Source organism: Paraburkholderia phytofirmans (assembly GCF_046028095.1).
Lineage (GTDB): Bacteria > Pseudomonadota > Gammaproteobacteria > Burkholderiales > Burkholderiaceae > Paraburkholderia > Paraburkholderia phytofirmans_A.
Window position 1 is genome coordinate 340,056 of the sequence record NZ_JAQQDJ010000003.1, and the last position, 24,232, is coordinate 364,287.

At 63.1% G+C, this 24,232-nt stretch carries 22 protein-coding genes; 14 read left to right on the plus strand and 8 right to left on the minus strand.

Annotated features, from left to right (window positions below; translation table 11 throughout):
* Window positions 1-3 precede the first annotated feature (3 nt).
* From PQR54_RS10430 to PQR54_RS10490, 13 genes are all read left to right on the plus strand, one after another.
* A complete protein-coding gene (locus tag PQR54_RS10430; protein WP_408245301.1) occupies window positions 4-2,112 on the plus strand; it encodes a peptidase domain-containing ABC transporter in 2,109 nt (702 codons plus the stop codon).
* The gene (locus tag PQR54_RS10435; RefSeq protein WP_408245302.1) at window positions 2,105-3,409 is read left to right on the plus strand and encodes a TolC family outer membrane protein; all 1,305 of its coding nucleotides are present in this window, start codon (window positions 2,105-2,107) and stop codon (window positions 3,407-3,409) included. The genes PQR54_RS10430 and PQR54_RS10435 overlap by 8 nt, the downstream gene beginning before the upstream one ends.
* A gap of 172 nt (window positions 3,410-3,581) precedes the next feature.
* Entirely contained in the window at window positions 3,582-4,004 is a 423-nt protein-coding gene (locus tag PQR54_RS10440) for a MarR family winged helix-turn-helix transcriptional regulator (RefSeq protein WP_408245303.1), read from the plus strand.
* A gap of 81 nt (window positions 4,005-4,085) precedes the next feature.
* The gene (locus tag PQR54_RS10445) at window positions 4,086-4,508 is read left to right on the plus strand and encodes a MarR family winged helix-turn-helix transcriptional regulator (RefSeq protein ID WP_408245304.1); all 423 of its coding nucleotides are present in this window, start codon (window positions 4,086-4,088) and stop codon (window positions 4,506-4,508) included.
* A gap of 84 nt (window positions 4,509-4,592) precedes the next feature.
* Window positions 4,593-5,693, plus strand: a complete 1,101-nt coding sequence (locus PQR54_RS10450) for an HlyD family secretion protein (protein ID WP_408245305.1) — start codon at window positions 4,593-4,595, stop codon at window positions 5,691-5,693.
* 7 nt (window positions 5,694-5,700) lie between these two features.
* Entirely contained in the window at window positions 5,701-7,272 is a 1,572-nt protein-coding gene (locus PQR54_RS10455; RefSeq protein ID WP_408245306.1) for a DHA2 family efflux MFS transporter permease subunit, read from the plus strand.
* A 10-nt stretch (window positions 7,273-7,282) separates the two neighbouring features.
* Complete coding sequence (locus tag PQR54_RS10460; RefSeq protein ID WP_408245307.1) at window positions 7,283-8,716, plus strand: efflux transporter outer membrane subunit; 1,434 nt, start codon at window positions 7,283-7,285, stop codon at window positions 8,714-8,716.
* A 71-nt stretch (window positions 8,717-8,787) separates the two neighbouring features.
* Complete coding sequence (locus tag PQR54_RS10465) at window positions 8,788-9,975, plus strand: thiolase family protein (RefSeq protein ID WP_408246045.1); 1,188 nt, start codon at window positions 8,788-8,790, stop codon at window positions 9,973-9,975.
* A gap of 195 nt (window positions 9,976-10,170) precedes the next feature.
* Window positions 10,171-11,448: a NupC/NupG family nucleoside CNT transporter gene (locus PQR54_RS10470; RefSeq protein WP_408245308.1), complete on the plus strand. Its 1,278-nt coding sequence runs from the start codon at window positions 10,171-10,173 to the stop codon at window positions 11,446-11,448.
* Between the two features lie 15 nt (window positions 11,449-11,463).
* Window positions 11,464-11,853, plus strand: a complete 390-nt coding sequence (locus PQR54_RS10475) for a cytidine deaminase (RefSeq protein WP_408245309.1) — start codon at window positions 11,464-11,466, stop codon at window positions 11,851-11,853.
* The gene (locus PQR54_RS10480; RefSeq protein WP_408245310.1) at window positions 11,850-12,815 is read left to right on the plus strand and encodes a nucleoside hydrolase; all 966 of its coding nucleotides are present in this window, start codon (window positions 11,850-11,852) and stop codon (window positions 12,813-12,815) included. The genes PQR54_RS10475 and PQR54_RS10480 overlap by 4 nt, the downstream gene beginning before the upstream one ends.
* Before the next feature lie 209 nt (window positions 12,816-13,024).
* On the plus strand, window positions 13,025-13,960 hold the full coding sequence (panE, locus tag PQR54_RS10485) for a 2-dehydropantoate 2-reductase (RefSeq protein WP_408245311.1): 936 nt from the start codon (window positions 13,025-13,027) through the stop codon (window positions 13,958-13,960).
* Window positions 13,961-14,027: 67 nt separating this feature from the next.
* Window positions 14,028-14,327 (plus strand): hypothetical protein, encoded by a 300-nt coding sequence (locus PQR54_RS10490; protein WP_408245312.1) that lies wholly within the window; start codon window positions 14,028-14,030, stop codon window positions 14,325-14,327.
* Between the two features lie 86 nt (window positions 14,328-14,413).
* Here PQR54_RS10490 and PQR54_RS10495 read toward each other — a convergent pair whose 3' ends face one another.
* Genes PQR54_RS10495 through PQR54_RS10525 form a run of 7 tightly spaced genes read right to left on the minus strand, consistent with a single transcriptional unit; the run spans window position 14,414 to window position 21,261 of the window.
* On the minus strand, window positions 14,414-15,460 hold the full coding sequence (locus tag PQR54_RS10495; protein WP_408245313.1) for an ABC transporter substrate-binding protein: 1,047 nt from the start codon (window positions 15,458-15,460) through the stop codon (window positions 14,414-14,416).
* 32 nt (window positions 15,461-15,492) lie between these two features.
* A complete protein-coding gene (locus tag PQR54_RS10500; RefSeq protein ID WP_408245314.1) occupies window positions 15,493-16,620 on the minus strand; it encodes an NAD(P)/FAD-dependent oxidoreductase in 1,128 nt (375 codons plus the stop codon).
* On the minus strand, window positions 16,613-18,046 hold the full coding sequence (locus tag PQR54_RS10505; RefSeq protein ID WP_408245315.1) for an FAD/NAD(P)-dependent oxidoreductase: 1,434 nt from the start codon (window positions 18,044-18,046) through the stop codon (window positions 16,613-16,615). Before PQR54_RS10505 ends, PQR54_RS10500 begins: the two co-directional genes overlap by 8 nt.
* Complete coding sequence (locus tag PQR54_RS10510) at window positions 18,043-18,429, minus strand: (2Fe-2S)-binding protein (protein ID WP_408245316.1); 387 nt, start codon at window positions 18,427-18,429, stop codon at window positions 18,043-18,045. The genes PQR54_RS10505 and PQR54_RS10510 overlap by 4 nt, the downstream gene beginning before the upstream one ends.
* Window positions 18,429-19,223 carry an ABC transporter permease gene (locus PQR54_RS10515; RefSeq protein WP_408245317.1) on the minus strand — a complete coding sequence of 265 codons (795 nt, stop codon included), beginning with the start codon at window positions 19,221-19,223 and terminating at the stop codon, window positions 18,429-18,431. The genes PQR54_RS10510 and PQR54_RS10515 overlap by 1 nt, the downstream gene beginning before the upstream one ends.
* 39 nt (window positions 19,224-19,262) lie before the next feature.
* A complete protein-coding gene (locus PQR54_RS10520; protein WP_408245318.1) occupies window positions 19,263-20,177 on the minus strand; it encodes an ABC transporter permease in 915 nt (304 codons plus the stop codon).
* Complete coding sequence (locus PQR54_RS10525; RefSeq protein ID WP_408245319.1) at window positions 20,170-21,261, minus strand: ABC transporter ATP-binding protein; 1,092 nt, start codon at window positions 21,259-21,261, stop codon at window positions 20,170-20,172. Before PQR54_RS10525 ends, PQR54_RS10520 begins: the two co-directional genes overlap by 8 nt.
* A 303-nt stretch (window positions 21,262-21,564) precedes the next feature.
* Between PQR54_RS10525 and PQR54_RS10530 the strand changes: the two genes are divergently transcribed.
* The gene (locus PQR54_RS10530; protein WP_408245320.1) at window positions 21,565-22,443 is read left to right on the plus strand and encodes an IclR family transcriptional regulator; all 879 of its coding nucleotides are present in this window, start codon (window positions 21,565-21,567) and stop codon (window positions 22,441-22,443) included.
* A gap of 62 nt (window positions 22,444-22,505) precedes the next feature.
* On the opposite strand, the gene PQR54_RS10535 is transcribed toward PQR54_RS10530, so the two are convergent.
* Entirely contained in the window at window positions 22,506-24,086 is a 1,581-nt protein-coding gene (locus PQR54_RS10535) for an OprD family outer membrane porin (protein WP_408245321.1), read from the minus strand.
* Window positions 24,087-24,232: the final 146 nt, after the last annotated feature.

Below are 24,232 nucleotides of genomic sequence, written 5' to 3' on the forward strand. Positions count from 1 at the left end.
CCGGTGCGAACAATCTATCAGAACGAAGTCGCGGAATGCGGCTATGCCTGCCTGGCAATGGTGCTTTCATATCTCGGCCGCGCGACTGAAGTGCGCGAATTGTCCGCGTACAGGCCAATATCGGCGAATGGTCTGACTTTGATGGATCTCTACGACGTGGCGACCGACTTCGGCCTGGCCGTACAGGCCTACCGGTTCGACATGGCGGATCTTCATTCGGTCAAGCGAGGCTCGATTCTTCACTTCGGCGGCGCGCATTTCGTGGTGTTCGAGAAGTGCGGGCACGGCTACGTTCAAGTCCTCGATCCGGCCAGCGGGCGGCGGCGGGTCTCGATGAATACGTTTATGGCGAGCGTCTCCGGTTATCTGCTGGAATGTTCGGCAACCCCTTCCATGCCGCGTATTCGCGCGAAATCGCCGGTGCCCGGCGCGCTGGCACGCGTGCGAGCATTGAATCCCGCACTGCGCAGACAACTGGCGAAAGTCATGTTCGTCGCACTGGGAAGCCAGTTCGCGATTCTGGCCATGCCTTATCTCGGCAACCTCGTGCTCGACTACGTGGTCTCCGCGGACAACCTGAATTTGCTGAGCGTGCTAGTGCTGACATTTGCCGGCATTTTCGCGGTCGGGGCGCTGAGCCAGTATGTGGAGTCGCGCCTTGTCGAACTGCTGCATCAGCTTACGCAGATCAACATGACCGAGGGATTGCTCGGCCATCTCCTGCGTAATCCGATGTCGTGGTTCGAAAAGCGCCATGTCGGCGACGTTTTCGCACGCGTCAAGGCGCAGGACGAGATCAGCGTCTATGCAACGCGAACCGTCACGTCGATGTGCATCGACATCGCGGTGGGATCTCTGGCGCTGGGTCTGATGCTGGTGCAAAGCCGGATGCTGACGGCCGTCGCCGTGGCCATGTTCATCCTCTATCTTGCCGTCGCGCTCGGCATGTTCGCGCGCATGCGGGACAACCACGCGCTTGTGCTGGAAACGTCGGCGCGCTGTGACGACGCATTGATCGAAACGATCCGGGCGGCGAGCCTGATCAAGCTCGCGCAGGGCGAGACGCGCCGCACGGCGCTCTACATGATCAAGTACAAGGAATATGTGGGCGCGCTGCTGGCGAGTAACCGGTTGAACAGCGCGCGCGACGCGATCCTCAAACTGGTTCAGTACGCGGACACGATTGCGATCACCTGGTTCGCCGCGCGGCTGATGCTGGTCGGCAGCGTTTCCGTGGGTGTGTTCTATTCGTTTCTGATCTACAAGTCGTTGATGTCCGAGCGCTTTGCCCATGCCGTCAATGGCGCGTTCGCGTACTTCATGCTGAGCGTGCCGACCGCGCGCGTGGCGGACATCGTCGAGTGCGAGGAAGAGCGGTATACGCCGCTTGCCGAGCGTAACCGCGTGACGGAGATACGGATGTTCGAGCGTATCGAGGTGCGCAACGTCACGTTTCGCTACGGCGTGTCCGACCAGCCGGTTCTGCGAGACGTGAGCATCGATATCCGGCACGGCGACAAGATCGCCATTACGGGGCCGTCAGGTGCGGGGAAATCGACGCTATTCAAACTGCTGTCGGCTGCCGAGCCGCTTCAGGAAGGTCAGATCATGCTCAACGGCATTGCATGGCCCAATCTGACTATCGACGAGATCCGGCGGCATGCGGCCCATATGCGTCAGGGCGACCTGATTCTGCACGGCTCGATTGCCGAAAACATCACGCTATTTGCAGCCAGTATCGACGAAGACCGTGTCCATGCGCTACTCGAAGACGTTGGATTGATGCAGGACGTCATGCGTCTGCCGATGCGCACCCGAACCGTGATTAGCGACACGATTGCGAACATCTCCGCTGGCCAACGGCAACGCCTGCTGTTGGCGCGTGCGCTCTATCAGGGCCGAAGTCTGCTGCTGCTCGACGAGCCTACGTCCAATCTGGATCCGGCTTCAGTGCAACACGTGGCTGCCTTGCTGCGCCGGCTGAACTGCACGGTCGTCGTGATCACCCACGACAGGTCATTCGCAGCCGCGTTCGACGTTCGATATCGCCTTGTAGACGGTGCGCTGGTGCCCGAGCACTTACATCCTCTGCCGGAGCCGATCCATGTTTAAGTTTCGCATCGCGCGCGTTGCGGTGCACCTGTTTTGCGCCATGGCGAGTCCCGCATTTGCGGCCGACCTCCTCACCGTCACGCAGCAGACGCTCGGCCGCGACTCCAGCCTTGCGCAGGCACGTGCGGGCTACGCGGCCGCGCAGCAGGCCGTTCCCATGGCGCGTGCAGGATTATTGCCGCAGATTTCCGCCGGCTGGGGGCGCACCTACAATCGCCTCGCGACAGATGGTTTTCCGACCACGACTTACTGGCAATCGGGCTGGACCGTCAATATCGCGCAGCCGTTGTTCGACTGGTCGAAATGGAGCAACTACAAGCAGGCGGATTTTGTCGAAGCGCGCGGCGCTGTCGAACTGAATGCCGCGCAACAGGCGGCGATTCTGCGCGCCGTGCGTATCTATTTCGAAGCGCTTGTCGCCGAGGATGAACTGAGGCGCGTGAGCGAATACGCGGCCGCGGTCGATCAGCACCTGCAGTTGATCAATCGGGGCAAAGCGGCGGGTGAAGCAACGCTGATCGATTTGCGCGACGCCCAGACCGCGCGTGAGAAGGTCGCGATCGAGCGGATGGATGCTGAAAACACGTTGCTTGCCAAGCGCCGCGCGTTCGAGCAGGCCACAGGCGTGCAGTTCGAGACGCTCGCGCGATTGCCAGAGTCGTTGCCCATGCCGCGCCTGCAACCTGAGGACATCGATGAATGGGCCGCGCAGGCGAAGAATCACGCGTTCGACGTACAACTGAAACAGCTGGACTGGGAGATCGCCCGGACGGAAGTGAGCAAGGCGCAGTCGGCGCACTTGCCCTCGGTTTACCTAACCGGAAGCTATACGCCGGCCGGCGCGGCCTCCGGTTACTCGCGACCCACAACCACGACAACGGGCATGCTGGCGGTCTCGATACCGATTTTTTCCGGCGGTGAGACACAGGCAAAGGTGACGGCGTCATCGGCTCTGGAAGACAAGGCGCAAGAAGGCTTCACAGGCGCGACGCGAAACGCCGAAGCCGCCGCCCGCGATGATTACAGCCGCTATCAGTACGGGCGCACGCGAATCGACTTGCTTGCCCATCTGGTGGCGTCTTCGCAAGAAGTGCTGGCGGCCAGTCGAGTTGGTTTTCGCGTGGGTAGCCGCACGGCTAGCGATGTGCTCAGAGCGATCGACGCGCTCTATTCTTCGCAACGCGATTTGCTGGCGGCCCGTTATGACGCCATCGTCGCGTTGATGCAACTCAAGGGCGACACAGCCGCCCTGAGCATTGACGACGTGGTCCAGATCAACAATGTGCTGGTGCATTGAAGCGATATTGATTAGGCCCCGTCGATATGGCATACGTGCTAGAAATACACTTCGCGCGGACAACCCATATATCGGGAAGCAGCATCGATGAGGCCGTTGACCATATCCAGCAACACTGTGTTCAAACCAGCTAAACTTGACGCTGTGCGTATGCACATATAGACTGCACCTCATGAACCGTCCCATCTCTTACGACGAATGCAACTGCTTCGCGCTGCGCCAGGCGGCCCGGCACGTCACGCAAATCTACGAACGCCACCTCGGCGAGGTAGGCCTGACGGCCGCGCAGTTCACGATTCTCGCCAAGCTCGCGCGCATGCCGAATCTGCCCATGGTGGATCTGGCGGACGCGATGGTGATGGAACGCACCACGCTGGTCCGCGCGATGAAACCTTTGCAGCGCGACGGGCTCGTGGTGGCCGAAGCGGCGGAGCATGACGGCCGCACATTCCTGTTCAGCCTGACGGAGAAGGGCGAAGCCACGTTCGATCAGGCCGCCATCGCCTGGCGCGCCGCGCAGGACGAGTTCGAAAAGAAGTTCGGCCATGCGCGCGCCAAAACGCTGCGCGCCGAACTCTTCAGCATCACCGGCTAGTTGAGGCGTACCCGCTCGTTACGGCGAGCACTGGTCCGCCTGCTTATGTGCATACGCACTCACAAACGAGGAAGTGCAGCAATGGAAGGATTCTTCGACGACGACTGCTTTGCCATCCGCCAGGCCGCGCGTTATGTCTCGCAGATATACGACCGGCACCTGGCGAATGTTGGGCTGACCATCACGCAGTTTTCGCTGCTGGGACGCCTGAGACGCACCGGCCCCATGACGATGAAGCAACTGGCTGAGGCCATGCGCATGGAACGCACCACGCTGGTCCGCACGATCCAGCCGCTGCGCCGCAATGGCTTGGTGTCGAGCGAGGCGCTCGGCGCCGACGCGCGCGCGCTGACGATCACGCTCACGCTGGCAGGCGAAGAGCGTCTCAAGGCAGGCGGTGAACATTGGCATGCCGCGCAAGCCGAATTCGAGCATCGTTTCGGCGAACGGCGCGCGGCGGCTTTGCGAGGCGAATTGTTCGCCATCACACGGGATTCAATCTGAAGTCGCGGCTACGGCGACGCACGGCCGGCGCGGTCCACGCGCTTTTTTTTCAACGCAAAGAGTGCATACGCACATATCGACATCATGTCCACTACTCCATCGACTATCGCCCCGCCGAGCGCGGCGCAGACCGCCAAACCGGCACGTCGCATTCCGTGGATGCTGCTCGCGGTCATCACGGTCCTTGCCGTGCTGGCGCTTGCGGCGTCGTACTGGTTCTTCGTCGGCCGCTTCGTCGAAACGACTGACGATGCCTACGTGGGCGGCGATGTCACCGTGATGGCGCCGAAGGTGAACGGCTTCGTCACGGACGTGCTGGTGCACGACAACCAGTTCGTCCACGCGAACGACGTGCTGATCCGACTGGATGCGCGCGACTACGACGCGCGGCTCGCGCAGGCCACGGCGGAAGTGCAGAGCGCGCAAGCCTCGGTGACCGAACTGCAGGCGAAGAAGTCCTTGCAGCTCGCCACCATCAACGAGCAGGCCGCCGAGGTCCGCGCGTCCGGCGCCGAATTGACGCGCAGCGCCGCGGACCAGACGCGCTACCGCGAACTGGTGAAGGACGACGCGGTATCGAATCAGGTGGTCGAACGCGCGGATGCCGATCTGACCAAAGCGCACGCGGCGGTCGATCGCAGCAGCGCGGCGCTGATCGCGGCGCAACGCCAGATCGCCGTGCTCGACGCGCAGATCGGCGACGCCGAGGCGCGCATCGCGACGGCGCAGGCCGCCCAGCGCGTCGCGGCGCTGAACGTGGAGTACACGACGATTCGCTCGCCGATCGACGGCTATGTCGGCAATCGCACGGCGCGTGTCGGACTGCTGGCGAACACTGGCGTATCGCTGCTGACCGTGGTGCCGTCGAGCGGATTGTGGATCGACGCCAACTTCAAGGAAGACCAGTTGAAGAAGATGCGCGTCGGCGACAGTGTCGATGTGGATCTCGACGCATCGAGCACGCCCATTCACGGCGTGGTGGAAAGTCTGGCGCCGGCCACAGGCGCGACATTCAGCGTGCTGCCCGCCGAGAACGCCACAGGCAACTTCACGAAGATCGTGCAGCGCGTGCCGGTGCGTGTGCGGCTGGATGTGCCGAAGTCCATGCAAGGCGTGCTGCGCCCTGGCCTGTCGGCCACGGTGAAAGTGCATCTCGATAGCGGCAACACGCCGGCGCGCGGATAAGCCGATCATGACTCAAGTTCTCGCCAACCCCGCCGACCTGCCGACGCGAATCAAGGTCCTGGCGTTCACGTTGATGTGCGTCGGGTTTTTCATGGCGACGCTCGATATCCAGATCGTGGCGTCGTCGCTCAAGGACATCGGCGGTGGCTTGTCCGCGAGCCAGGACGAACTCTCGTGGGTGCAGACCTCGTATCTGATCGCTGAAATTCTGGTGATCCCGATGTCCGGCTGGCTCACCCGAGTGTTCTCCACGCGCTGGGTGTTCGCGTTTTCCGCGCTCGGCTTCACGGTCACCAGCATGCTGTGCGGTCTCGCATGGGACATCAACTCGATGATCCTGTTCCGCGGTTTGCAGGGCGCGCTCGGCGCCGCGATGATCCCGACGGTGTTCACCACGGCGTTCGTGCTGTTCCCCGGCAAGCAGCGCCTGATCGCCTCCACCACCATCAGCGCGCTCGCCACGCTCGCGCCGACCATTGGGCCGGTGATCGGCGGCTGGATCACGTCGCAATGGTCGTGGCACTGGCTGTTCTATCTGAACCTGGTGCCGGGTGTCGCCGTCACGCTGTTGGTGCCGAAGTACGTGCACTTCGACAACGTCGATCTGTCGCTGCTGAAGAAAGGCGATTACCTGGGCATCCTTCTCATGTCCGGTTTTCTAGGTTGCCTCGAATACGTGCTGGAGGAAGGGCCGCGCAAGAACTGGTTCGGCGATCACGTGATTCTGACGTGCGCGTGGATCACCGCGATCTGCGGGTTTCTGTTCCTCGTGCATGCGTTCACGGCGAAAGAACCGATCGTGGATTTGCGCGCCTTGGCGATCCGCAACTTCGGCATCGGCAGTCTGCTGTCGTTTATCACCGGGATCGGGATTTTCTGCGCGGTGTTTCTGACGCCGGTGTTCCTGTCTCGTGTGCGTGGCTTCGATTCGCTGCAGATCGGCGTGGCGTTGCTGTCGGTCGGCTGTTTTCAGTTGGTCGCGATGGCGGTGTATTCGGTGGTCGCGCGCTTTATCGACATGCGGATCCTGCTGGTGTTCGGCCTCGTGCTGTTCGGCGTCGGCTGTTATCTGTATGTGCCGCTAACCAATCAATGGGGCTGGCAGGAGTTACTGATTCCGCAAGCGTTGCGCGGCATCGGCCAGCAGTTCTGCATTCCGCCCATCGTGACGATGGCGCTGGGTTCGTTGCCGATGTCGAGGCTTCGTTCCGCCAGCGGCCTGTTCAATCTGATGCGTAACCTCGGCGGCGCGATCGGCATTGCGGTGAGCAGCACGATGCTCAACGACCGCCTGAACCTGCACTACGAGCGGCTCGATGAACATCTGAACGTAGGCCGTCCGGTGGTCGAGTCGATCTTGCAGCAGCAAAGCGCGCACTTCGCGGCGGTGGGCGGCAACGCGTTGAACGCGGCCAACGCCGGACTCGGTGAACTGCATGCGTTGCTGATGCGTGAGGCTCTCGTGCTCACGTTCTCCGACACCTTCTTCGCCTTGTCCCTGTGTTTCCTGGTCGGCCTGCTGAGCGTGCTGTTCTCGCGCCCGTTCGGCAACACCGCACCGCCGCCCGACGCCCATTGAGGAATTCAACATGAAACCGATCCTTGTCAAAGTACTGGCGAGCGCCGCCTTGCTGACGCTCGCGGCGTGCGCGGTGCAACCGGAAACGCACGCCGATTTGCCGCAAACCGTGAAAACCGTCGCGCCTGCCGCGTGGAATGTCGACGCGCCGCAAGACAGCGTGAGCGCCAAAGCGTGGTGGGACCAATTCGGCGACCCAGTCATGCATCAACTGGTCGAATCCGTGTTGACCGGCAATCTCGATGTGCAGGCAGCGGTGGAGCGCGTCAGGCAGGCGCAGGATCTGGCGAAGCAGAATCGCGCGGCTCTGCTGCCTGAGTTGAACGCGAGCGCGACCGCGTCCGACTCGCGTCAGAACACGCCGCCGCCGCTCGGTTATGTGCGCCAGGCCGGCGTCGGCTTGACGGCGAGCTGGACGCCCGATGTATTCGGCGGCGAACGTCTTGCCGTGCTGGCGGCGCAGGCGCAGGTGTCGGGACGCCAGTCGGCATTGAACGAGGTGCGCCTCGCGCTCGCGGCGAATACCGCGGCAGCGTATATCGATCTGCGCTGGGCGCAATCGCAGTTGCAGATTCTGAGCGACAACGAGCAGATCCGCGCGCGCGCGCTGAAGCTCACGCAGCAGCGTCTGCACTATGGGCTGTCGACGCAACTCGACGTGGCCCGAGCGCAGAACCAGCTCCAGGATTTGCAGGCGCAGATTCCGCGCGTGCAATCGGCAGTGCAGCATCAATTGAGTCTGATCGCGGTGTATTCGGGGCGCACGCCGGAGAGCGTCGACAGTTTGTTGCTCGCCAACGCACGCGATATTCCAGTGCCCGCGCAAAGCGTGCCGCAAATGCTGCCCTCGGAAGCGCTTCTGCAGCGTCCCGACGTGCGCACCGCCTACGCGACGGTCGAACAGCGCGCGGCGGAAGTAGGCGTGTCGAAAGCGCAGCGCTATCCGCAATTCCGGCTCAATCTCGCCGACGGTTTGCTGGCCTCGTCGTACCTCGGCTTGCCGACGCTGACCGACAACCTCTTCAGCGCCGCCTTGAACGCGACGAGCCCGATCTTCAACGCGGGCCGCATCACCGCGAATATCGACGCGAGCGAAAGCCGCATGCGCGAATCGCAACTCGGGTTGCAGCAAACCATGCTGCAAGCGCTGAAGGAAATCGAGGACAACCGCAGCGATCTGGTGAGCGGCGCGGTGCAGGTGCAACGTCTTGGCGGCGCGCTCGATGCGTCGAACCAGGCGCTGCATTTGTCGAGCGAACTGTACAAGGGCGGCGCGGCGGATTTTCTCGATGTGCTCACCGCGCAGGAGGCGTATCTGCGTGACGCGGAGTCCTTGAACCAGGCCAAGCGCGAGCATGCGCTCTCGGCGGTCGCGTTGTACGGGTCGCTTGGCGGCGGCTGGGATGTGCCTGACGCGGTCACGGCGGTGTCGTCGAACAACTGAACACTTGAACTAGCGATCGACTGATTGCACGGGCGTGGCCAATGAGGTGTTGAACCAACTGGAGAGAAATGATGGCGAATCAGCGTGAAGTAGTGATCTGCAATCCGGTGAGAACGCCGATCGGCGCATTCGGCGGATCGTTGAAGGACGTGCCCGCAACCGAGATCGGCGCGGTCGCCGTGCGCGAGACGTTGCGCCGCAGCGGGCTCGACGCGGCCGCGTTGGCATCGGTCGTGATGGGCAATGTGATTCAGGCCGGCAACAAGATGAATCCGGCGCGCCAGGCGTCGATCGGCGGCGGCGTGCCGGTGGCCGTGCCGGCATTGACGGTCAATCGTGTGTGCGGCTCGGGCGCGCAGGCGATCGCATCGGCGGCCCAGGAAATTCTGCTGAGGCTCGGTGATGCCGCCGTGGCCGGCGGTATGGAAAACATGGACCGCGCGCCATATCTGCTCGACGGCGGCCGCTGGGGCTACCGCATGGGCAACGCGCAAATCCACGACAGCCTGCTGCGCGACGGCCTGAACGACGCGTTTTCCGGCGAGCATTCCGGCTGGCATACGGAAGACCTCGTCGCGCAATTCGATATCACGCGCGAAACTCAGGACCGTTGGGCCGCGCGTTCGCAACAGCGCTTCAGCGAAGCCCAGGCGCGCGGCGATTTCGACGCCGAACTGGTTGCCGTGGAAATAGCCGGGCGCAAAGGCCCGCAGCATTTCACGCGCGATGAACAGCCGCGTCCCAACACCACGGTGGAGACGCTCGCCAAACTGCGTCCGGCATTTCGCCCCGACGGCACGATCACCGCGGGCAACGCGCCCGGATTGAACAGTGGCGCAGCCGCGATGCTAGTGGCCGAGCGGGGTTTCGCGGAAGCACGCGGCATCGCGCCGCTCGCACGTCTCGTGTCTTATGGCGTCGCCGCGGTCGAGCCCGGCATGTTCGGCCTCGGTCCCGTTCCGGCGGTGCAGATGGCATTGGCGCGAGCCGGTTGGCAACTGCACGATGTCGAGCGCTTCGAAATCAACGAAGCGTTTGCCGCCGTGCCGATCGCGGTCGCGCGCAAACTCGGCATTGCGGACGAGTTGATCAACGTGCAAGGCGGCGCGATTGCGCACGGTCATCCGATCGGCGCGACGGGCGCCGTGCTGACCACGCGCCTGCTTCATTCGATGCAGCGCGATGGACTCAAACGCGGCATCGTGACGTTGTGCATTGGCGGCGGTCAAGGCATCGCGTTGGCATTGGAAATGCTGTGAGTTTGAACCGATAGCGGCAGCGTGCGTCGGCGTGCGAAATACATGTCGATGCACCTCGCCGCGATTCCTGAAATGCGCGGCGCATCAACCGTGGCGCATTCGTGGGCACTAGAGGGCCGGCCCATATTTAAAGGTTTTATTCCGGCATCGGTTTCGTTTAGCATCACTGCCACTTTCACAAGAACACCACGAGACATGGCACTGATCGTTAGAAACATCCTCGGCATTGCGGTACTGCTGCTCATCGCTTTTATCTTTTCCACCAATCGGCGCGCTATCCGCTTACGGACTGTAATCAGCGCATTGCTTGTGCAAGTCGGAATCGGCGCATTCATTCTGTTTGTGCCCTTCGGCAAGTCGATCCTTTCGGGCGCGGCGTCCGCTGTCAATCACGTGCTCGGCTACGGCAACGCGGGCATCGAGTTCCTGTTCGGCGGACTCGTACAAGCGAAGATGTTCCAGGTCTTCGGCGACGGCGGTTTCGTATTCGCCGTGCGCGTGCTGCCGGCCATCATCTTCGTCACGGCGTTGATCTCCGTTCTGTACTACCTCGGCGTGATGCGCTGGATCGTGATCGTGCTCGGCACGGTATTTCAGAAGCTGCTCGGCGTGTCGAAGATCGAATCGTTTTCCGCGGTCACCACGATTTTTCTCGGCCAGAGTGAAATGCCCGCCGTGGTCAAACCGTTCACGGCCGACATGACTGGCGCTGAATTGTTCGCGGTGATGTCGAGCGGCATGGCGGCCGTCGCCGGTTCGGTGCTGGCGGGTTATGCGGGCCTCGGTGTACGCATCGAGTATCTGCTGGCGGCGTCGTTCATGGCGGTGCCGGGCGGCTTGCTGTTCGCGAAGATCATTCACCCTTCCACCGAACCGAGCCGTGTGCATCTGGATAACCTCAACTTCGACGAGAAGCGTCCCGCCAATATCATCGAAGCCGCGAGTTCCGGCGCGACCGTGGGCCTGAAAATCGCGGTAATGGTCGGCGCGATGCTGATCGCGTTCGTCGGGCTGATTGCGTTGCTCAACGGAATTGTCGGCGGCGTGGGCGGCTGGTTCGGTCATCCGCAACTGTCGATGCAATCGGTGCTCGGCGTGATATTCGCGCCGCTCGCCTATCTGATCGGTGTGCCCTGGAACGAGGCCACGATTGCCGGCAATTTTCTCGGCCAGAAAGTCATTCTCAACGAGTTCGTCGCCTATGCATCGCTGTCGCCGTATCTGAAAGACGCCGCGAGCGTGACTGCGGCCGGTCTAACTGCGCTCGATCCGCGTACCATTGCTATCCTGTCGTTTGCGTTGTGCGGCTTCGCGAACTTCTCGTCGATCGCGGTGCTGACGGGCGGCTTTAGCGCCGTCGCGCCGGGACGCCGTGCCGAAGTCGCGCGTTACGGCCTGCGTGTCGTGCTCGCCGCGACGCTCTCGAACCTGATGAGCGCCACGATTGCGGGCATGTTCATTACGCTGAATTGAATCGAGGATTGCTGGATGAATATGGAACAACTGTTGGAACGCGCGGGGCTCGCGCGAGAAAAGGCCTATGCGCCTTATTCGAAATTCAAGGTCGGCGCGGCGTTGCTGACCAAAGACGGCCAGGTGTTCGACGGCTGCAACGTCGAGAACGCCTCGTACGGTTTGTGCAATTGCGCGGAACGTACCGCGTTTTTCAGCGCCATTGCGGCGGGTTATCAGCGTGACCAGTTCGCCGCGCTCGCGGTGATCGGCGATACGGACGGCCCGATCGCGCCGTGCGGCGCATGCCGCCAGGTGATCATCGAACTGGGCGGCCCTGAACTGCCGATTCGCCTCGGCAACCTGCATGGCGCCACGCGCGACACCACCGCGCGCGAACAATTGCCGGACGCGTTCTATCTATGAGCAAGCACAAGGTCATCTACGACACCGACCCGGGCGTGGACGATGCCATGGCGCTCGTATTTCAGGCGCTGCATCCGGATATCGAACTGCTCGGTCTGACGAGCGTATTCGGCAACGCCACGATCGAAACGACCACGCGCAACGCGCGCTTTCTCGCCGGACGGTTTGCCGCCGGCGTGCCGGTCGCGCAGGGCGCGGCAGCGCCGCTCAAGCGCAGCGCTCCCGAGCCGCTCGCATGGATTCACGGCGACAATGGGCTCGGCAATATCTCGCTGGATACAACGGACGAGGCCCCGCTCGATGCGCGTCCCGCGCACCGCTTCATCATCGACACCGTGCGCGCGCATCCCGGCGAAGTGACGCTGCTCGGCGTGGGCCCGCTCACGAACCTCGCACTCGCGCTCGCCGACGATCCGCAGATCGCCCCGCTCGTCAAACAGGTGGTGATCATGGGCGGCGCGTTCGGCACGGACGGCGTGCTCGGCAACGTCACGCCCGCGGCGGAAGCCAATATCCTGGCCGACCCTGATGCCGCCGACATCGTGCTCGGCGCGGCGTGGCCGGTCGCGATCGTCGGGCTGGACGTCACGCAGCCCACCATCATGAGCCGCGAGTATCTGGCGTCGCTGCGCGAGCGCGGCGGCGCGGCCGGTCAGTTCGTATGGGAAGTGTCGCGGCACTACGAGGCGTTTCACGAGCAAAGCGCGCAGCTGACGGGCATCTATGTGCACGATTCGTCGGCGGTGGCCTATGTGCTGGCGCCGCATCTCTATACGACGCGCCGCGGCCCTGTGCGTGTATTGACGGACGGCATCGCGGTGGGCCAGACCATCCAGAAGCCATCGACCATGCCCGTGCCCGCGCCGGCCTGGGATAGCCGGCCCGACTGCAAGGTGTGTATCGGGGTGGATGTGCCGGGTATGCTGGCGCTTTACGAACGCACCATTTGCGGCACGCTGTGAACGAGGCGCTTACCTGACGCACTGGCGGCATTGCCTGATTTGATCTGAGGTAAGCCGCTGTGCAATGCAACACACGCCGGTTCACGACAATCCTGGCCGGTGCCGATCTTCAATCTTTGCTACATTCTGCACACGCACTGCATTCGCGCCCCCTGAAATCCCGGCTCGTGGACGCAAGCGCGTGATCGAAATCTATCAAGAGGCCAAAGATGCGAATTCTAGTAGTAGGGGCGGGCGCCGTAGGCGGCTATTTCGGCGGGCGTCTCGCAGCGGCGGGCCAGGACGTGACCTTCCTCGTGCGTCCCGGCCGGGCGGAAAAACTCAAGCGTGACGGGCTCGTCATCAGCAGCGTGCGCGGCGATCTCAAGCTGCCCGATCCGCAAACGATTCTCGCCGGCGTCAGCGCCGAGCCGTTCGATCTGGTGCTGCTGAGCTGCAAAGCCTACAGTCTCGACGACGCAATCGATTCCTTCGCGCCGCTCGTCGGCGAGTCGACGCTGATTCTGCCGATGCTCAACGGCATGCGCCATATCGAGGTGCTCAACGAAAAGTTCGGCGCGGCGCGCGTGCTGGGCGGCCAATGCGTGATCGCCGCCACGCTCAACGCCGAGCAGCATATCGTGCATCTGAACGACACGCACGCAATCACTTTCGGCGAACAGTCCGGCGGCGCGTCGGAACGTGTACAGGCAATTGCCGAAGCCATGAGCGGCGCGAATTTCGACGCTGTGATCAGCGACAACATCTTGCTGCGCATGTGGGAGAAGTGGGTGTTCCTGGCCACATTGGCGGCCGGCACCTGCTTGATGCGCGGTTCGGTCGGCGATATTCTGGCGGCGCCGGACGGCAAGCGCGTGATCGAGAATCTGCTGGGCGAGTGCCGCGCGGTGGCCGAGCACAACGGCTTCACCATGGGCCCGGACTTCGACGCACGCGCCACGCAAACGCTCTTCACGCCTTCGCCGCTCACCGCTTCCATGTTGCGGGATGTGGAAAACCACTCGCATACCGAGGCGGATCATATTCTCGGCGATCTGATTTCGCGCGGCGGCGACGCGCAAAAGGGCGAGCACGGCTTGTCGTTGCTGCGGATCGCCTATAGTCATCTGAAGACGTATGAAGCGAGGCAGACCCGCACGTCCTGAACGATGCCACGGCACGGTCCGGACGCATGCACGCATGCCGTAACAGCCTAACGATCGGAGGTGAAGCATGCCGAGTCCAGTCGGATCAGTGCCCGCGCTCAGTTCCGCTTCGGCAACGATCTTCTCGATCGGCATAGTCTTTCTCGGCTATTGGGGTATGCATGAGCCGACCCAGTGGCACGTTGCCGATGTCTTCGTGTTCGGGTTCGCACTGATCGCCTTTGGTTGCCTCGGGCTGGTGCCGTGGGTCGCGACGAGTCCTGTCGAACCTGAATCGAGCGACGCTCGGATTCGCGTCGCGCGGCATCTGTTTCTCGCCGGTGTGGCAGGGATTTGGCTTGCGGTGGCGATATCGGTGATTTTCTAGAACGACACCCACGCTCACGCATAAAAAACGCGCGCCTTGCAGAGTTGCAAGGCGCGCGTTTTCGTTAAAGCACAACCAGTCAGCGCTTAGCGCTCGATTTGCCGGTTCCAGCGTGTGTCCCACTGCGCGCGGTGCGCGTTGATCGTATCCCAATCCACTACTGTCACCTTGCGCACCAGATCGTCGACGTTGCCGAGGCTCTGCTGCATCGGCGGCGTCATCTTCGCGAGACGGTTGGTGGGAATCTGGCGGCCGGCTTCTGCGGCTTTGGTCTGCGCCGGCGCGGACAGCAGGAATTGCGCGAGCTTCTGCGCCAGTTGCGGATCGGGGTTGTTGTTGACCACGCACAGGTCGACCAGCAGCAGCACCGGACCTTCCTTCGGATTCACATAGCCGACCGGAATGCCCTTGTCCGCCAGATCGCCCACGGCGGTCGGCGTCAACGGGAACAGGCCCGCTTCGCCGGTCTGGACCATTTCGGAAATCTTCGCCGAATTCGGCACGTACTCGACCACGTTCGGCCCCACCGTGCTCGCCCATTTCGTGAAGCCCGGCTCCACGTTCTGCTCGCTGCCGCCCATCAAGCGGTTGATGGCGAGAAAGCCGTGCAGGCCGAAGGTGCTGCTCGACGCCGACTGGAACACCACTTTGCCCTTGTATTTCGGATCGGCGAAATCCATCCATGAGGTCGGCGGCGCCCAGCCTTTTTCAGCGAACAGCTTCTTGTTGTACGCGATGCCGGTCATGCCGAGTTGCACGCCCGCGCCCATGTCGTCCTTCATGCGCGCGAACGGATAGAGTTCCTTGAGCACGGGCGCGTCGTCGAGCTTCTTGCACACGCCCATGCTGACCGCGCGTGCCATTACGCCGTCGTCGAGAAATACCACGTGAATCTGCGGGCTGGCCTTGTTGGCGAGCAGCTTGGCGAGAATGTCCGACGACGTGCCCGGCACCACGACCACCTTCACATTGTTTGCTTTCTCGAAGTCGGGCAACACCTGGCTCGTATAGGCCTTCTCCATCGGGCCGCCGTTCATGCCGATGTAGATCGTCTTGGTCTGCGACCAGGCGGGCGCGGCCGCGCCGAATGCGCACATTGCGGCCAGCGCCGCGAGCGTCTTGAACAGTTTCATTGAGGGGCTCCTGAGGTTCACTAAACGAAAACTTAAACGACCGGCGAGGTCGCGACAGCAGCAAAACGGCCAATCGAAAAAGCGTCGAGTGGCGTGGCGGTGGCGCCGTCGACGACGAGATCGGCGAGCACTTCGCCGACGCCCGGCGCGAGCAGGAAGCCGCCGCCTGAAAAACCGAATGCATGCAACAGACGCGGCACGCTACGGCTCGCACCGATGATCGGATTGCTGTCGGGCGTCTCGCCTTCCACGCCGCTCCACGTGCGGATCAGCAGCGCCTCGCGCAAGGCCGGCAGCAGCGCGCACGCGTCGCGCATCACGGCGCGCGTGGTGTCCGTCGACGGCTGGCCATATTCGCCGTCGCCATGTCCGCGTCCGCCGCCGATCACACAATTGCCGCGCGCCACTTGCCGCGCGTAGATGCCGCCGCCATACACGCCCAGGTTGTGCGTGATGAAAAGCGGCAGCGGTTCGGTGACCCACATGTTCGGGTAGATCGGTTTCATCGGCGCGGTCTCGCCGAAGTAACCCGCCACCGTATTCGCCCACGCGCCCGCCGAATTGATGAGCCAGTCGGCGCTGATGCGCGTGTCGCCGGCGCGCAGTTGAAAGCGCGTGCTGTCGTGATGAATGTCGCTGAGTTCGGTTTGTTCGCGCACATCCGCACCAGCAGCTCGCGCGGCGCGCGCGAAGGCGGGCGACACCAGCCGCGGGTTCGCATGACCGTCCGTCGCGCACAGCGAGCCGCCCACGGCCGCCGGTCCGAGCCACGGGTAGCGCTGGCGGAAGGCCGCGCCGCTGACCAGTTGCGCGTGCAGTCCATAGTCGCGCGCCATGTCGGCCCACATTTGCAGCGCGGCGAGATCGCTTTCGCTGCGAGCGAGGCGCAAATGTCCCGACATCGTGAACTCGCCGTCGATGCCGATCAACTCCGGCAAGCGGTCCCAGATACGCCGTGCGCGGACGGCGAGCGGCATCTGTTCGACCGGCCGGCCCTGGCAGCGCACGCCGCCGTAATTCACGCCGCTCGCCTGCGCGCCGCAATAGCGCCGCTCGAAAAGGCCGACGCGCAAGCCGCGCTTCGCGAGCGCCAATGCGGCCGATGAACCGACCAGGCCGCCGCCCGCAATCGCGACGTCGTAATGCAGCGTGTTACTCATCGCGCGCCTCCGCGGGAATTTCGGCGAGGTCGTCGGCGTACATTTCCGGCGCGAGCGGAATGGGTTTGACGGGCGGCTGGCTGCGCAAGCGGCCCACTGCGTCGAGCGGCTTGCCGGTTTCCTCGGCGAGCAGGGTCAGCGCGGCTTCGCCGCACATGCGCCCCTGGCAGCGGCCCATGCCGACGCGCGTGAGCGCCTTCAGCCGGTTGATCTCATTCGCTTCGCCGCCGCGGATGCAGCGTCGCAACGTACCCGCGTCGATTTCTTCGCAGCGGCACACGGTCATGTCGTCGGGCCATTGCGCCGCGCATCTGGCCGGCGGCGCGAAGGCTGTTTCGATGCCCTCGCGAAACACAGCGATACGTTTCAGACTGCGCTCGATCGATGCCGCGTCGGACATGCCCGGGCTACGCGGATGCGCGATGCCGAGATCGTCGAGCAAGGCGAGCGCGGCGCGGCGGCCGGCCAGTTCGGCGGCGTCCGCACCGGCGATGCCCGCGCCGTCGCCTGCGAGATAAAGGCCGCGCACGGAACTGCGGCCTGCTGCGTCCACTTCAGGCAGCCAGCATCGGTTGGTCGCGTCGAAACGGAAGCGGCAGCCCGCGAGATCGGCGAGCTGCGTTTCGGGTTTGAGGCCGAAGCTCACGCCGACCGCGTCGCATGCAATGGTTTCGGTCGGCGAGCCTTCACGCGACGCGCGCCATTCGAGCGCTTGCACTCCATCCACGCCGCGAATCCCCACCAGCGTCACATCACGCTCGATCCGCACGCCATGCGCTTTCAGCCAGCCGACGTAGTACAGACCTTTGGCGAAAGTGGACGGCAGACGCGCGAGTTTCGGCGCCGCGGCGATCTGCCGCGAGAACGGACTCGTGTCGAGCACGGCCATGACTTGCGCGCCGGCTTTCACGTACTGATACGCCACGAGATATAGCAGCGGTCCGGTGCCGGCCAGCACGACGCGTCGGCCGATCGCGCAGCCTTGCGCCTTCAGCGCGACCTGGGCCGCGCCGAGCGTGTAGACGCCAGGCAAGGTCCAGCCGGGCACCGGCAGCACGCGGTCAGTCGCGCCGCTGGCGATGATCAGATGCGAGAACGGCACGCGCAGCTCGCGTCCCGCGTGCAAGGTATCGAGGCGGCCCGCTTCGCAGGCCCACGCGAGCGAGTCGGGGCGATAGTCGAGATGAGGCAGAAGCGCGGCCATTGTCGAATGCAAGGCTTCGGCCTTATGCGCTTCAAAACCGTAGAGCGTTTTCTTCGAGCGCTCGAAGCCGCCGTTCGCCGGCGGTTGCCGATAAATCTGACCGCCCCAGCGCGCGTTTTCATCGATCACGATCGGCTTCACGCCAGCCGCTGCCAGCGTCTCGGCAGCGCGTACGCCCGCGGGCCCGGCGCCGACGATTACGATGCGGCGTTCGTCGCTCATCGGGCGTCTCCGGTTTCACCCGCAGCGCCAGCACTGCTTTCCACAGCAACGAGCCGAGTGAGCACGCGCATGCCTTCGGTCACGAGCGTCGAGCATGCGCGCACACGTTTGCCGTCTTCGGTGCGCATCCAGCAGTCCTGGCATGCGCCGATCAGACAGAAGCCCGCGCGCGGCGCGCCGCTGAATTCGCTTTCGCGCACGCGGCGTTGTTGCATGAGCACAGCGGTCAGCAGCGTATCGCCTTGCAGTGCGGCGACTTGCCGGCCGTCGATAAAGAAGTGCAACGGTTCGCGCCGCGTTTCCGCCAAACGGATGAACTGCGATGCGGCAGCTTGAGTGGACTGCAAAGTGGACGGCATGAGAGCGTGGTCGGAAGAAGACATCAGTGCTGGCCGATCAGAATGCGGTTCAGACCATACACGCGGTCGAGCAGCAGCATCGCGCCGCCGGTAATGAAGATCACTAGCGCGGAGACGGACGCCATCATCGGATCGATCGATTCGGTCGCGTACATGTACATGCGCACAGGCAGCGTGACGGTTTGCGGCGAGGTGACGAAGATCGACATGGTCAGTTCGTCGAAGCTGTTGATGAAGGCCAGCAGCCAGCCGCCGGTAATGCCCGGCAAAATCATCGGGAAGGTGATGCGGCGAAACGTGGTCCATGGGTCGGCGCCGAGCGAGTGCGCGGCATGCTCGATGCTGCGGTCCAGGCCGCTCACCGAAGCCAGCACGAGCCGCATCACGAACGGCGTGATGATGATCATGTGCGCGAGCGTGAGCCACGCGAACGAACCGGTCGCGCCGATCAGCGCGAAGAAGCGCAGCAGCGCGATGCCGAGTACGAGGCCGGGAATCACGAGCGGCGACAGCAACAGGCCATTGAGAAAGCTGCGGCCGGGAAAGCGCGCGCGGCCGATGGCGAGCGCGGCGGGCAGCGCCACGATCAGCGACAGCGTCGCCGAAGCGAACGCCAGTTTCAGGCTATTGAAAAACGCGCCGATGAAATCCGGGTAATTGAGGATCGCGCGGAACCAGCGCAGCGAGACGCCGTGCGTGGGCAACGTGAGCGTTTCGTCGGGCGTGAAGGCGACCAGCACGACGATCACGAGCGGCGCGAGCACGAACGCGATCACGAGCGTGTGGAAGATCAGCGCGATGGGGCCGTTTTTTCTCATGATGTTTTCACTGAATGTGCCGATGAGAGGGCCGATGAATTAACCGAGGCTTCTGGTGTACTTGCGTTCCAGAACACGGTAGTACGTGAGCATCACGATCAGATTCGCGACCAGCAGCAGAAGCGCGATGGTCGCGCCGAGCGGCCAGTTCAGCGAGCCGAGGAATTCGTCGTAGACGGCGGTGGCCGCAACTTTCAGGCGTCGTCCGCCGAGCAGGCCGGGAATCGCAAAGGCGCTCGCCGACAGACCGAACACCATCAGGCTGCCCGACAGAATGCCCGGCGTCAGTTGCGGCAGGACGATGCGGCGCAGCGTGGTGGCGGGCGACGCCATCAGCGAAAGCGCGGCGTTTTCCGTTTGCGGGTCGAGCTTCTGCAACGCGGTCCACACCGGAATCACCATGAACGGCAGCATCACGTGCACGAGTGCGATGACGATCGCGAAGGTGGTGTACTCGAGCTTGTACGGCCCGAGTCCGAACAGCCCGAATGCCTGGTTCACGAGTCCGTTGGTGTTGAGCAGCATGCTCCAGCCAAACGCCCTCACTACCACTGAAACGAGCAGCGGCGCGAGAATCACCAGCAGGAACATCGAGCGATACGGATCGCGCATGCGCGACAGCACGTACGCTTCAGGCGTGCCGATCACGATGCACAGCAGCGTCACCAGAAACGCAATGCCGAAGGTGCGCAGAAAGATGGTGTGGTAATACGACGAGCTCAGCACTTCCGCGTAATTGCCGAACTGGAACGCGGCGATCGGCCCGCTGGCGGGATCGAAGCGATAGAAGGTCAGCACCAGTGTCATTAGAAGCGGCACCAGCACGAGCGCTACGAACAACAGAAAGGCCGGCGCGCACATCAGCCAGAGCGGCAAAAACGCATGCCAGGGTGCGCGGCGGGCGTTACCGGATTTCATGTCGGGATTGTCGGTGGCGGGCAGCGTACTAGCCATGATGCGCGTCCCGTTGAATGAAGCGGATCGCCTCGCTGTTCCAGTCGACGCCGACCGTCGCGCCTTCGGGCAGCGGTTCCGTGCCTTCGTTCTGGCAGCACACCAGCACTTCGCCGAGCCGGCTGTCCAGCCGATAAAGCCACTGACTGCCGAGGAAGAAGCGGCTCGTCACGGTGGCCGGCACACGTCCCGCGTTCGGTGCGCACAGGCGCAGTTTTTCCGGACGGATGCACAAGGTCACTGCGTCGCCGACACCGACCACGCGCTCGCGCGCCGGCAACTGCGCCGTGTGTCCTGTCTCGGCGAGATCGTGACCCAGGTCGATGCGGATCGCGTCGCCGTCGCGCGCCACCACGGTGCCCGGCAGCATATTGGCCTTGCCGATGAACTGCGAGACGAAGCGATTTTCCGGGCGCTCGTACGCTTCGTACGGCGTGTCGATCTGCGTGATGCGGCCCGCTTCCATCACCACCACGCGATCGCTGATCGACAGCGCTTCGGATTGATCGTGCGTCACCATGATGGTGGTCGTGCCGATCTTGCGTTGAATGCCGCGCAGTTCGAACTGCATGTCTTCGCGCAGCTTGGCGTCGAGATTGGACATCGGTTCGTCGAGCAGCAGCACCGGCGGCGCGATCACGATGGCGCGGGCAATCGCCACCCGCTGACGCTGACCGCCGGAGAGTTCACGCGGAAAGCGATGCGCGAGCGCATCGAGTCGCACCAGCGCGAGCGCTTCGCGAATACGCTCCTTGCGCTCGGCCTTGTCGATATTGCGCATCTCCAGCCCGAAGCCGACGTTGTCGGCGACGCTCATGTGCGGAAACAGCGCGTAGCTCTGGAACACGATGCCGAGGCCGCGCCTGTTCGGTTTCATGTGCGTGATGTCGCGGCCGTCGAGCGTGATGCGTCCGCGCGTCGTCTCGACGAAGCCCGCGATCATCTGCAACGTAGTGGTCTTGCCGCAGCCGGACGGCCCGAGCAACGAAACGAACTCGCCTTTTTCCACCGACAGGTCCACGTCGGCGACTGCCTGCAGATCGCCGAACGACTTCGTTACGTCCGTGAGTGTGAGGAACGACATGATCTGGCCTTTGGATGGTTCGACACCGGTTCAATCGACTACTGCCTCGATGACGCCGACTCTAGCTAGCCAAATTACCGTCAGTCAATTTCAAATTCCGTTTAACGATATAAGATTTTAAAAAATTCCGATGATCGGAATATATTTGCCTGAAGTGCTGGTAGGTGTTCCGCTGCATGCTCTCCGGAAAATCCCTATGAATCATCGGCGCAACGCTGCCGCGCCGGAAAGTCGCGGAGATTCCGCTAGCGGATAAAACGCTTTATAGTGTTCCGACCAGTGAAATAATTTGAAGCCATTGAAATGAAACCTGCCGCCAAACGAGATACCGACGCCGACATCGCAGAGACAGGCAGCGCCCCCGGCCCCGGCATGCTGGAGCGCGCGTTCGCGGTAATCCGCGCATTGTCAGAAGCGCAGCCGGACGGCGGACGCGTCACGCGTCTCGCGAAAGCGGTCGGGCTCACGCAGGGCACCGTGCATCGCATCCTGCATGCGTTGATCGCGGAGGGCATCGTCGAACAGGACGAAAGCTCCAAGCTGTACCGGCTGAGTGTGGATTTCTTCGCGCTCGCGGCGCAGGCGGGCAATCCGAGCGGCATGCGCACGCTGTGCCGCCCCGCGTTATTGCGTCTGTGCGCGAGTCTCGGCGACACGATCTTTCTGCTCGTCAAAAGCAGTTTCGACGCGGTGTGCCTCGACATCTGCGAAGGGCCGTTCCCGATCCGCTCGTTCACCGGCGATATCGGCGGGCGTGTCGCTTTGGGAGTCGGGCAGGGCAGTCTGGCGATTCTGGCGTTTCTGCCCGAGGCGGAGCGCGAGGAGATCATCCGCTTCAACGTGCCGCGCATTCGCGGCTACGGCGTGCTCGACGAAGTGTATTTGCGCACCGAGATCGAACGCGTGCGCCAGTTGGGGTATGCGGGGCGCAATAGCGGCGTGCTCGACGGCATGGCGGGCGTGGCGGTGCCGATTCTGGACCGCGCGGGAGTGGCGGTGGCGGCGTTGAGCGTCGGCACGCTGGCCGCGCGTCTCGGCGACGATCGTCTGCCGATGGTGGTCGAATTGCTGCGCCGGCAGGCCGATGCGATCGGCCCGCAAACCAATCCGTTCGATGTCGCGTTGCGCCGCCCGATGCACGGCTTGTCTCGCGCGATGACCACTGAACGGATCACCGGCTGAGCGCATGCGCGATGACGAGGCAGCGCGCAAGCCGCGCCGCCTGTCGAATCGCCTGGGAGCGCTTAGAACACCTTCACCGGCACATTCACGACCAGCCGGTATTCCATGTTGTTGCCATCCGAGTAGTGATACTGGCTGTTGTGCCACATCGCAATGAACGTGACCTTCGTATCCTTGAAGCGCCCGCTTTGCAGCGTGTAGCTCGGAATGAAACCGAACTCGTGATGATGGCCATGAACCGGCTCGCCGTTCTTCCAGTACAGATCATGCAGCGGCGCCGAAGGCGAGGCATTCTCCGCCGCACCCGCCGACGCATCCGCGCCCCAGCCGTATTGCCCCCAGAACATCGCCTTGAGGCCCGGCACGCCGGCGTATTTGCCGTCGAACGTATAGCGCAATTGCAGCGACTGCTCGTGCGGCGCGTTGTAGTCCACGTCCATCGAGTTGGTCAGGTAGATGCCGTTGGTCTCGTTGACGTAGTCGAAGAACTGGTCGCCGAGCACCTGCTGGTAGCCGAGCAGCAGCGCATGCGGGCCGTGCTGCGCGGAGACCGACACGCTGTACGCATTGCTGTTGATGTGCCCCTGACGCGACGCGCCGGTGTCGTGCGTCGAGTAGATGTTGGCAAGACCGCTCCACTTGATGGTGGTCGGATCGCCGAACGACTGAGCGACAGAACCATAGTACTGACGCCAGACATCGTCGGCCTGATCGACGTACAGCGCCATCTCGCCGTTCTTCGCGTAGTGCCACGTGCCGCCCACGTAAGTCAGGCGATCGATCCGCGTGCCGCCGTACGAGGTGGCGAGATTGGTCAGATTGGTGTGGCCGCGCGCGTCGACTTTGGTGAAGCTGCCGGCTTGAAGCTCAGTGTGCGCGAGATCGTTGCTGACCATCGAGACGCCGAGGAAGGTCGGCGGCAACGCGCGGTTGTCGTGCGGTTCGAGGAACGGGTTGGTTACGTCCTGCAAACCGTACTTCACGACCGTTTCCGAAATGCGTCCCTTGATGTCGTACATGCCGGGATACGCCCACGCGAGCTGTTGCGAACCGCCGCCGTCCTTGCCCACGTGCACCATGTTGGCCGCGCCGTTGCCGCCGTCGAGCTTGAGCGCGCCGAACAGCGATGCATCGACGCCGAAGCCGACCAGCCCTTGCGTGTAGCCGGATTCAAAGTTGGCCTGCGCGCCCTGGACCCACGCATGACGGTAGATCGTGTTGGGCGCCTGGAAGTAGTCGGAGTAGTTGCGAAACTGCAGATTCAGATGGCTGTCGGCGATGAAACCCTTGCTTGCCGCCTGGCTCGACAGCGGCGCGGGCGGCGTGACTGTCTGACTGGCCTCGGCGTTGACGAGCGCGTTGGTGGTGTCGGGCTGGTCGTTACGCACGTGGCCGCCTTGCTCAGCGCGGCGCTTGCCGGACGAGTTGTTTTGCTGCGTCGGCGCGGTTTGCGCGAGTTGCGCGGGGGACGACAACGTTTGCGCGGCCGTTTGAGTTTCAGACGCCTCGGAGGTGGGCTCCGTGACGCCGTCGTCGGCATACGCGTTTGCGGCTAGTGTCAGTGCGGGAAGCGTGAATGCGCAGTAAAAGAACGTTGCTGCTCCGGTTTTTTTTGACCGGTTTTTTGATCGGGTATCTTTCATTGAGTACGTCTCTGATTATTGTGGTGAATCTTTGGCTGGCGGTTAGCCAGTCCATGCTGATCGCTCGTCCCGCGGTTGGCAGGACGAACGAATCCAACGGCGCGACGGCCCGCCGCGCCGGGAATACGGTTCTAATTTCTCAGGTT

Coding starts and splice junctions, on each gene's coding strand:
- PQR54_RS10445 (WP_408245304.1), top strand. CDS start 4,086: ATGGAAGGATTCTTCGACGACGACTGCTTTGCCATCCGCCAGGCCGCG.
- PQR54_RS10455 (WP_408245306.1), top strand. CDS start 5,701: ATGACTCAAGTTCTCGCCAACCCCGCCGACCTGCCGACGCGAATCAAG.
- PQR54_RS10520 (WP_408245318.1), bottom strand. CDS start 20,177: ATGGCTAGTACGCTGCCCGCCACCGACAATCCCGACATGAAATCCGGT.
- PQR54_RS10510 (WP_408245316.1), bottom strand. CDS start 18,429: ATGTCTTCTTCCGACCACGCTCTCATGCCGTCCACTTTGCAGTCCACT.
- PQR54_RS10480 (WP_408245310.1), top strand. CDS start 11,850: ATGAGCAAGCACAAGGTCATCTACGACACCGACCCGGGCGTGGACGAT.
- PQR54_RS10530 (WP_408245320.1), top strand. CDS start 21,565: ATGAAACCTGCCGCCAAACGAGATACCGACGCCGACATCGCAGAGACA.
- PQR54_RS10440 (WP_408245303.1), top strand. CDS start 3,582: ATGAACCGTCCCATCTCTTACGACGAATGCAACTGCTTCGCGCTGCGC.
- PQR54_RS10450 (WP_408245305.1), top strand. CDS start 4,593: ATGTCCACTACTCCATCGACTATCGCCCCGCCGAGCGCGGCGCAGACC.
- PQR54_RS10470 (WP_408245308.1), top strand. CDS start 10,171: ATGGCACTGATCGTTAGAAACATCCTCGGCATTGCGGTACTGCTGCTC.
- PQR54_RS10460 (WP_408245307.1), top strand. CDS start 7,283: ATGAAACCGATCCTTGTCAAAGTACTGGCGAGCGCCGCCTTGCTGACG.
- PQR54_RS10535 (WP_408245321.1), bottom strand. CDS start 24,086: ATGAAAGATACCCGATCAAAAAACCGGTCAAAAAAAACCGGAGCAGCA.
- PQR54_RS10515 (WP_408245317.1), bottom strand. CDS start 19,223: ATGAGAAAAAACGGCCCCATCGCGCTGATCTTCCACACGCTCGTGATC.
- PQR54_RS10490 (WP_408245312.1), top strand. CDS start 14,028: ATGCCGAGTCCAGTCGGATCAGTGCCCGCGCTCAGTTCCGCTTCGGCA.
- PQR54_RS10435 (WP_408245302.1), top strand. CDS start 2,105: ATGTTTAAGTTTCGCATCGCGCGCGTTGCGGTGCACCTGTTTTGCGCC.
- panE (WP_408245311.1), top strand. CDS start 13,025: ATGCGAATTCTAGTAGTAGGGGCGGGCGCCGTAGGCGGCTATTTCGGC.
- PQR54_RS10525 (WP_408245319.1), bottom strand. CDS start 21,261: ATGTCGTTCCTCACACTCACGGACGTAACGAAGTCGTTCGGCGATCTG.
- PQR54_RS10495 (WP_408245313.1), bottom strand. CDS start 15,460: ATGAAACTGTTCAAGACGCTCGCGGCGCTGGCCGCAATGTGCGCATTC.
- PQR54_RS10500 (WP_408245314.1), bottom strand. CDS start 16,620: ATGAGTAACACGCTGCATTACGACGTCGCGATTGCGGGCGGCGGCCTG.
- PQR54_RS10475 (WP_408245309.1), top strand. CDS start 11,464: ATGAATATGGAACAACTGTTGGAACGCGCGGGGCTCGCGCGAGAAAAG.
- PQR54_RS10505 (WP_408245315.1), bottom strand. CDS start 18,046: ATGAGCGACGAACGCCGCATCGTAATCGTCGGCGCCGGGCCCGCGGGC.
- PQR54_RS10465 (WP_408246045.1), top strand. CDS start 8,788: ATGGCGAATCAGCGTGAAGTAGTGATCTGCAATCCGGTGAGAACGCCG.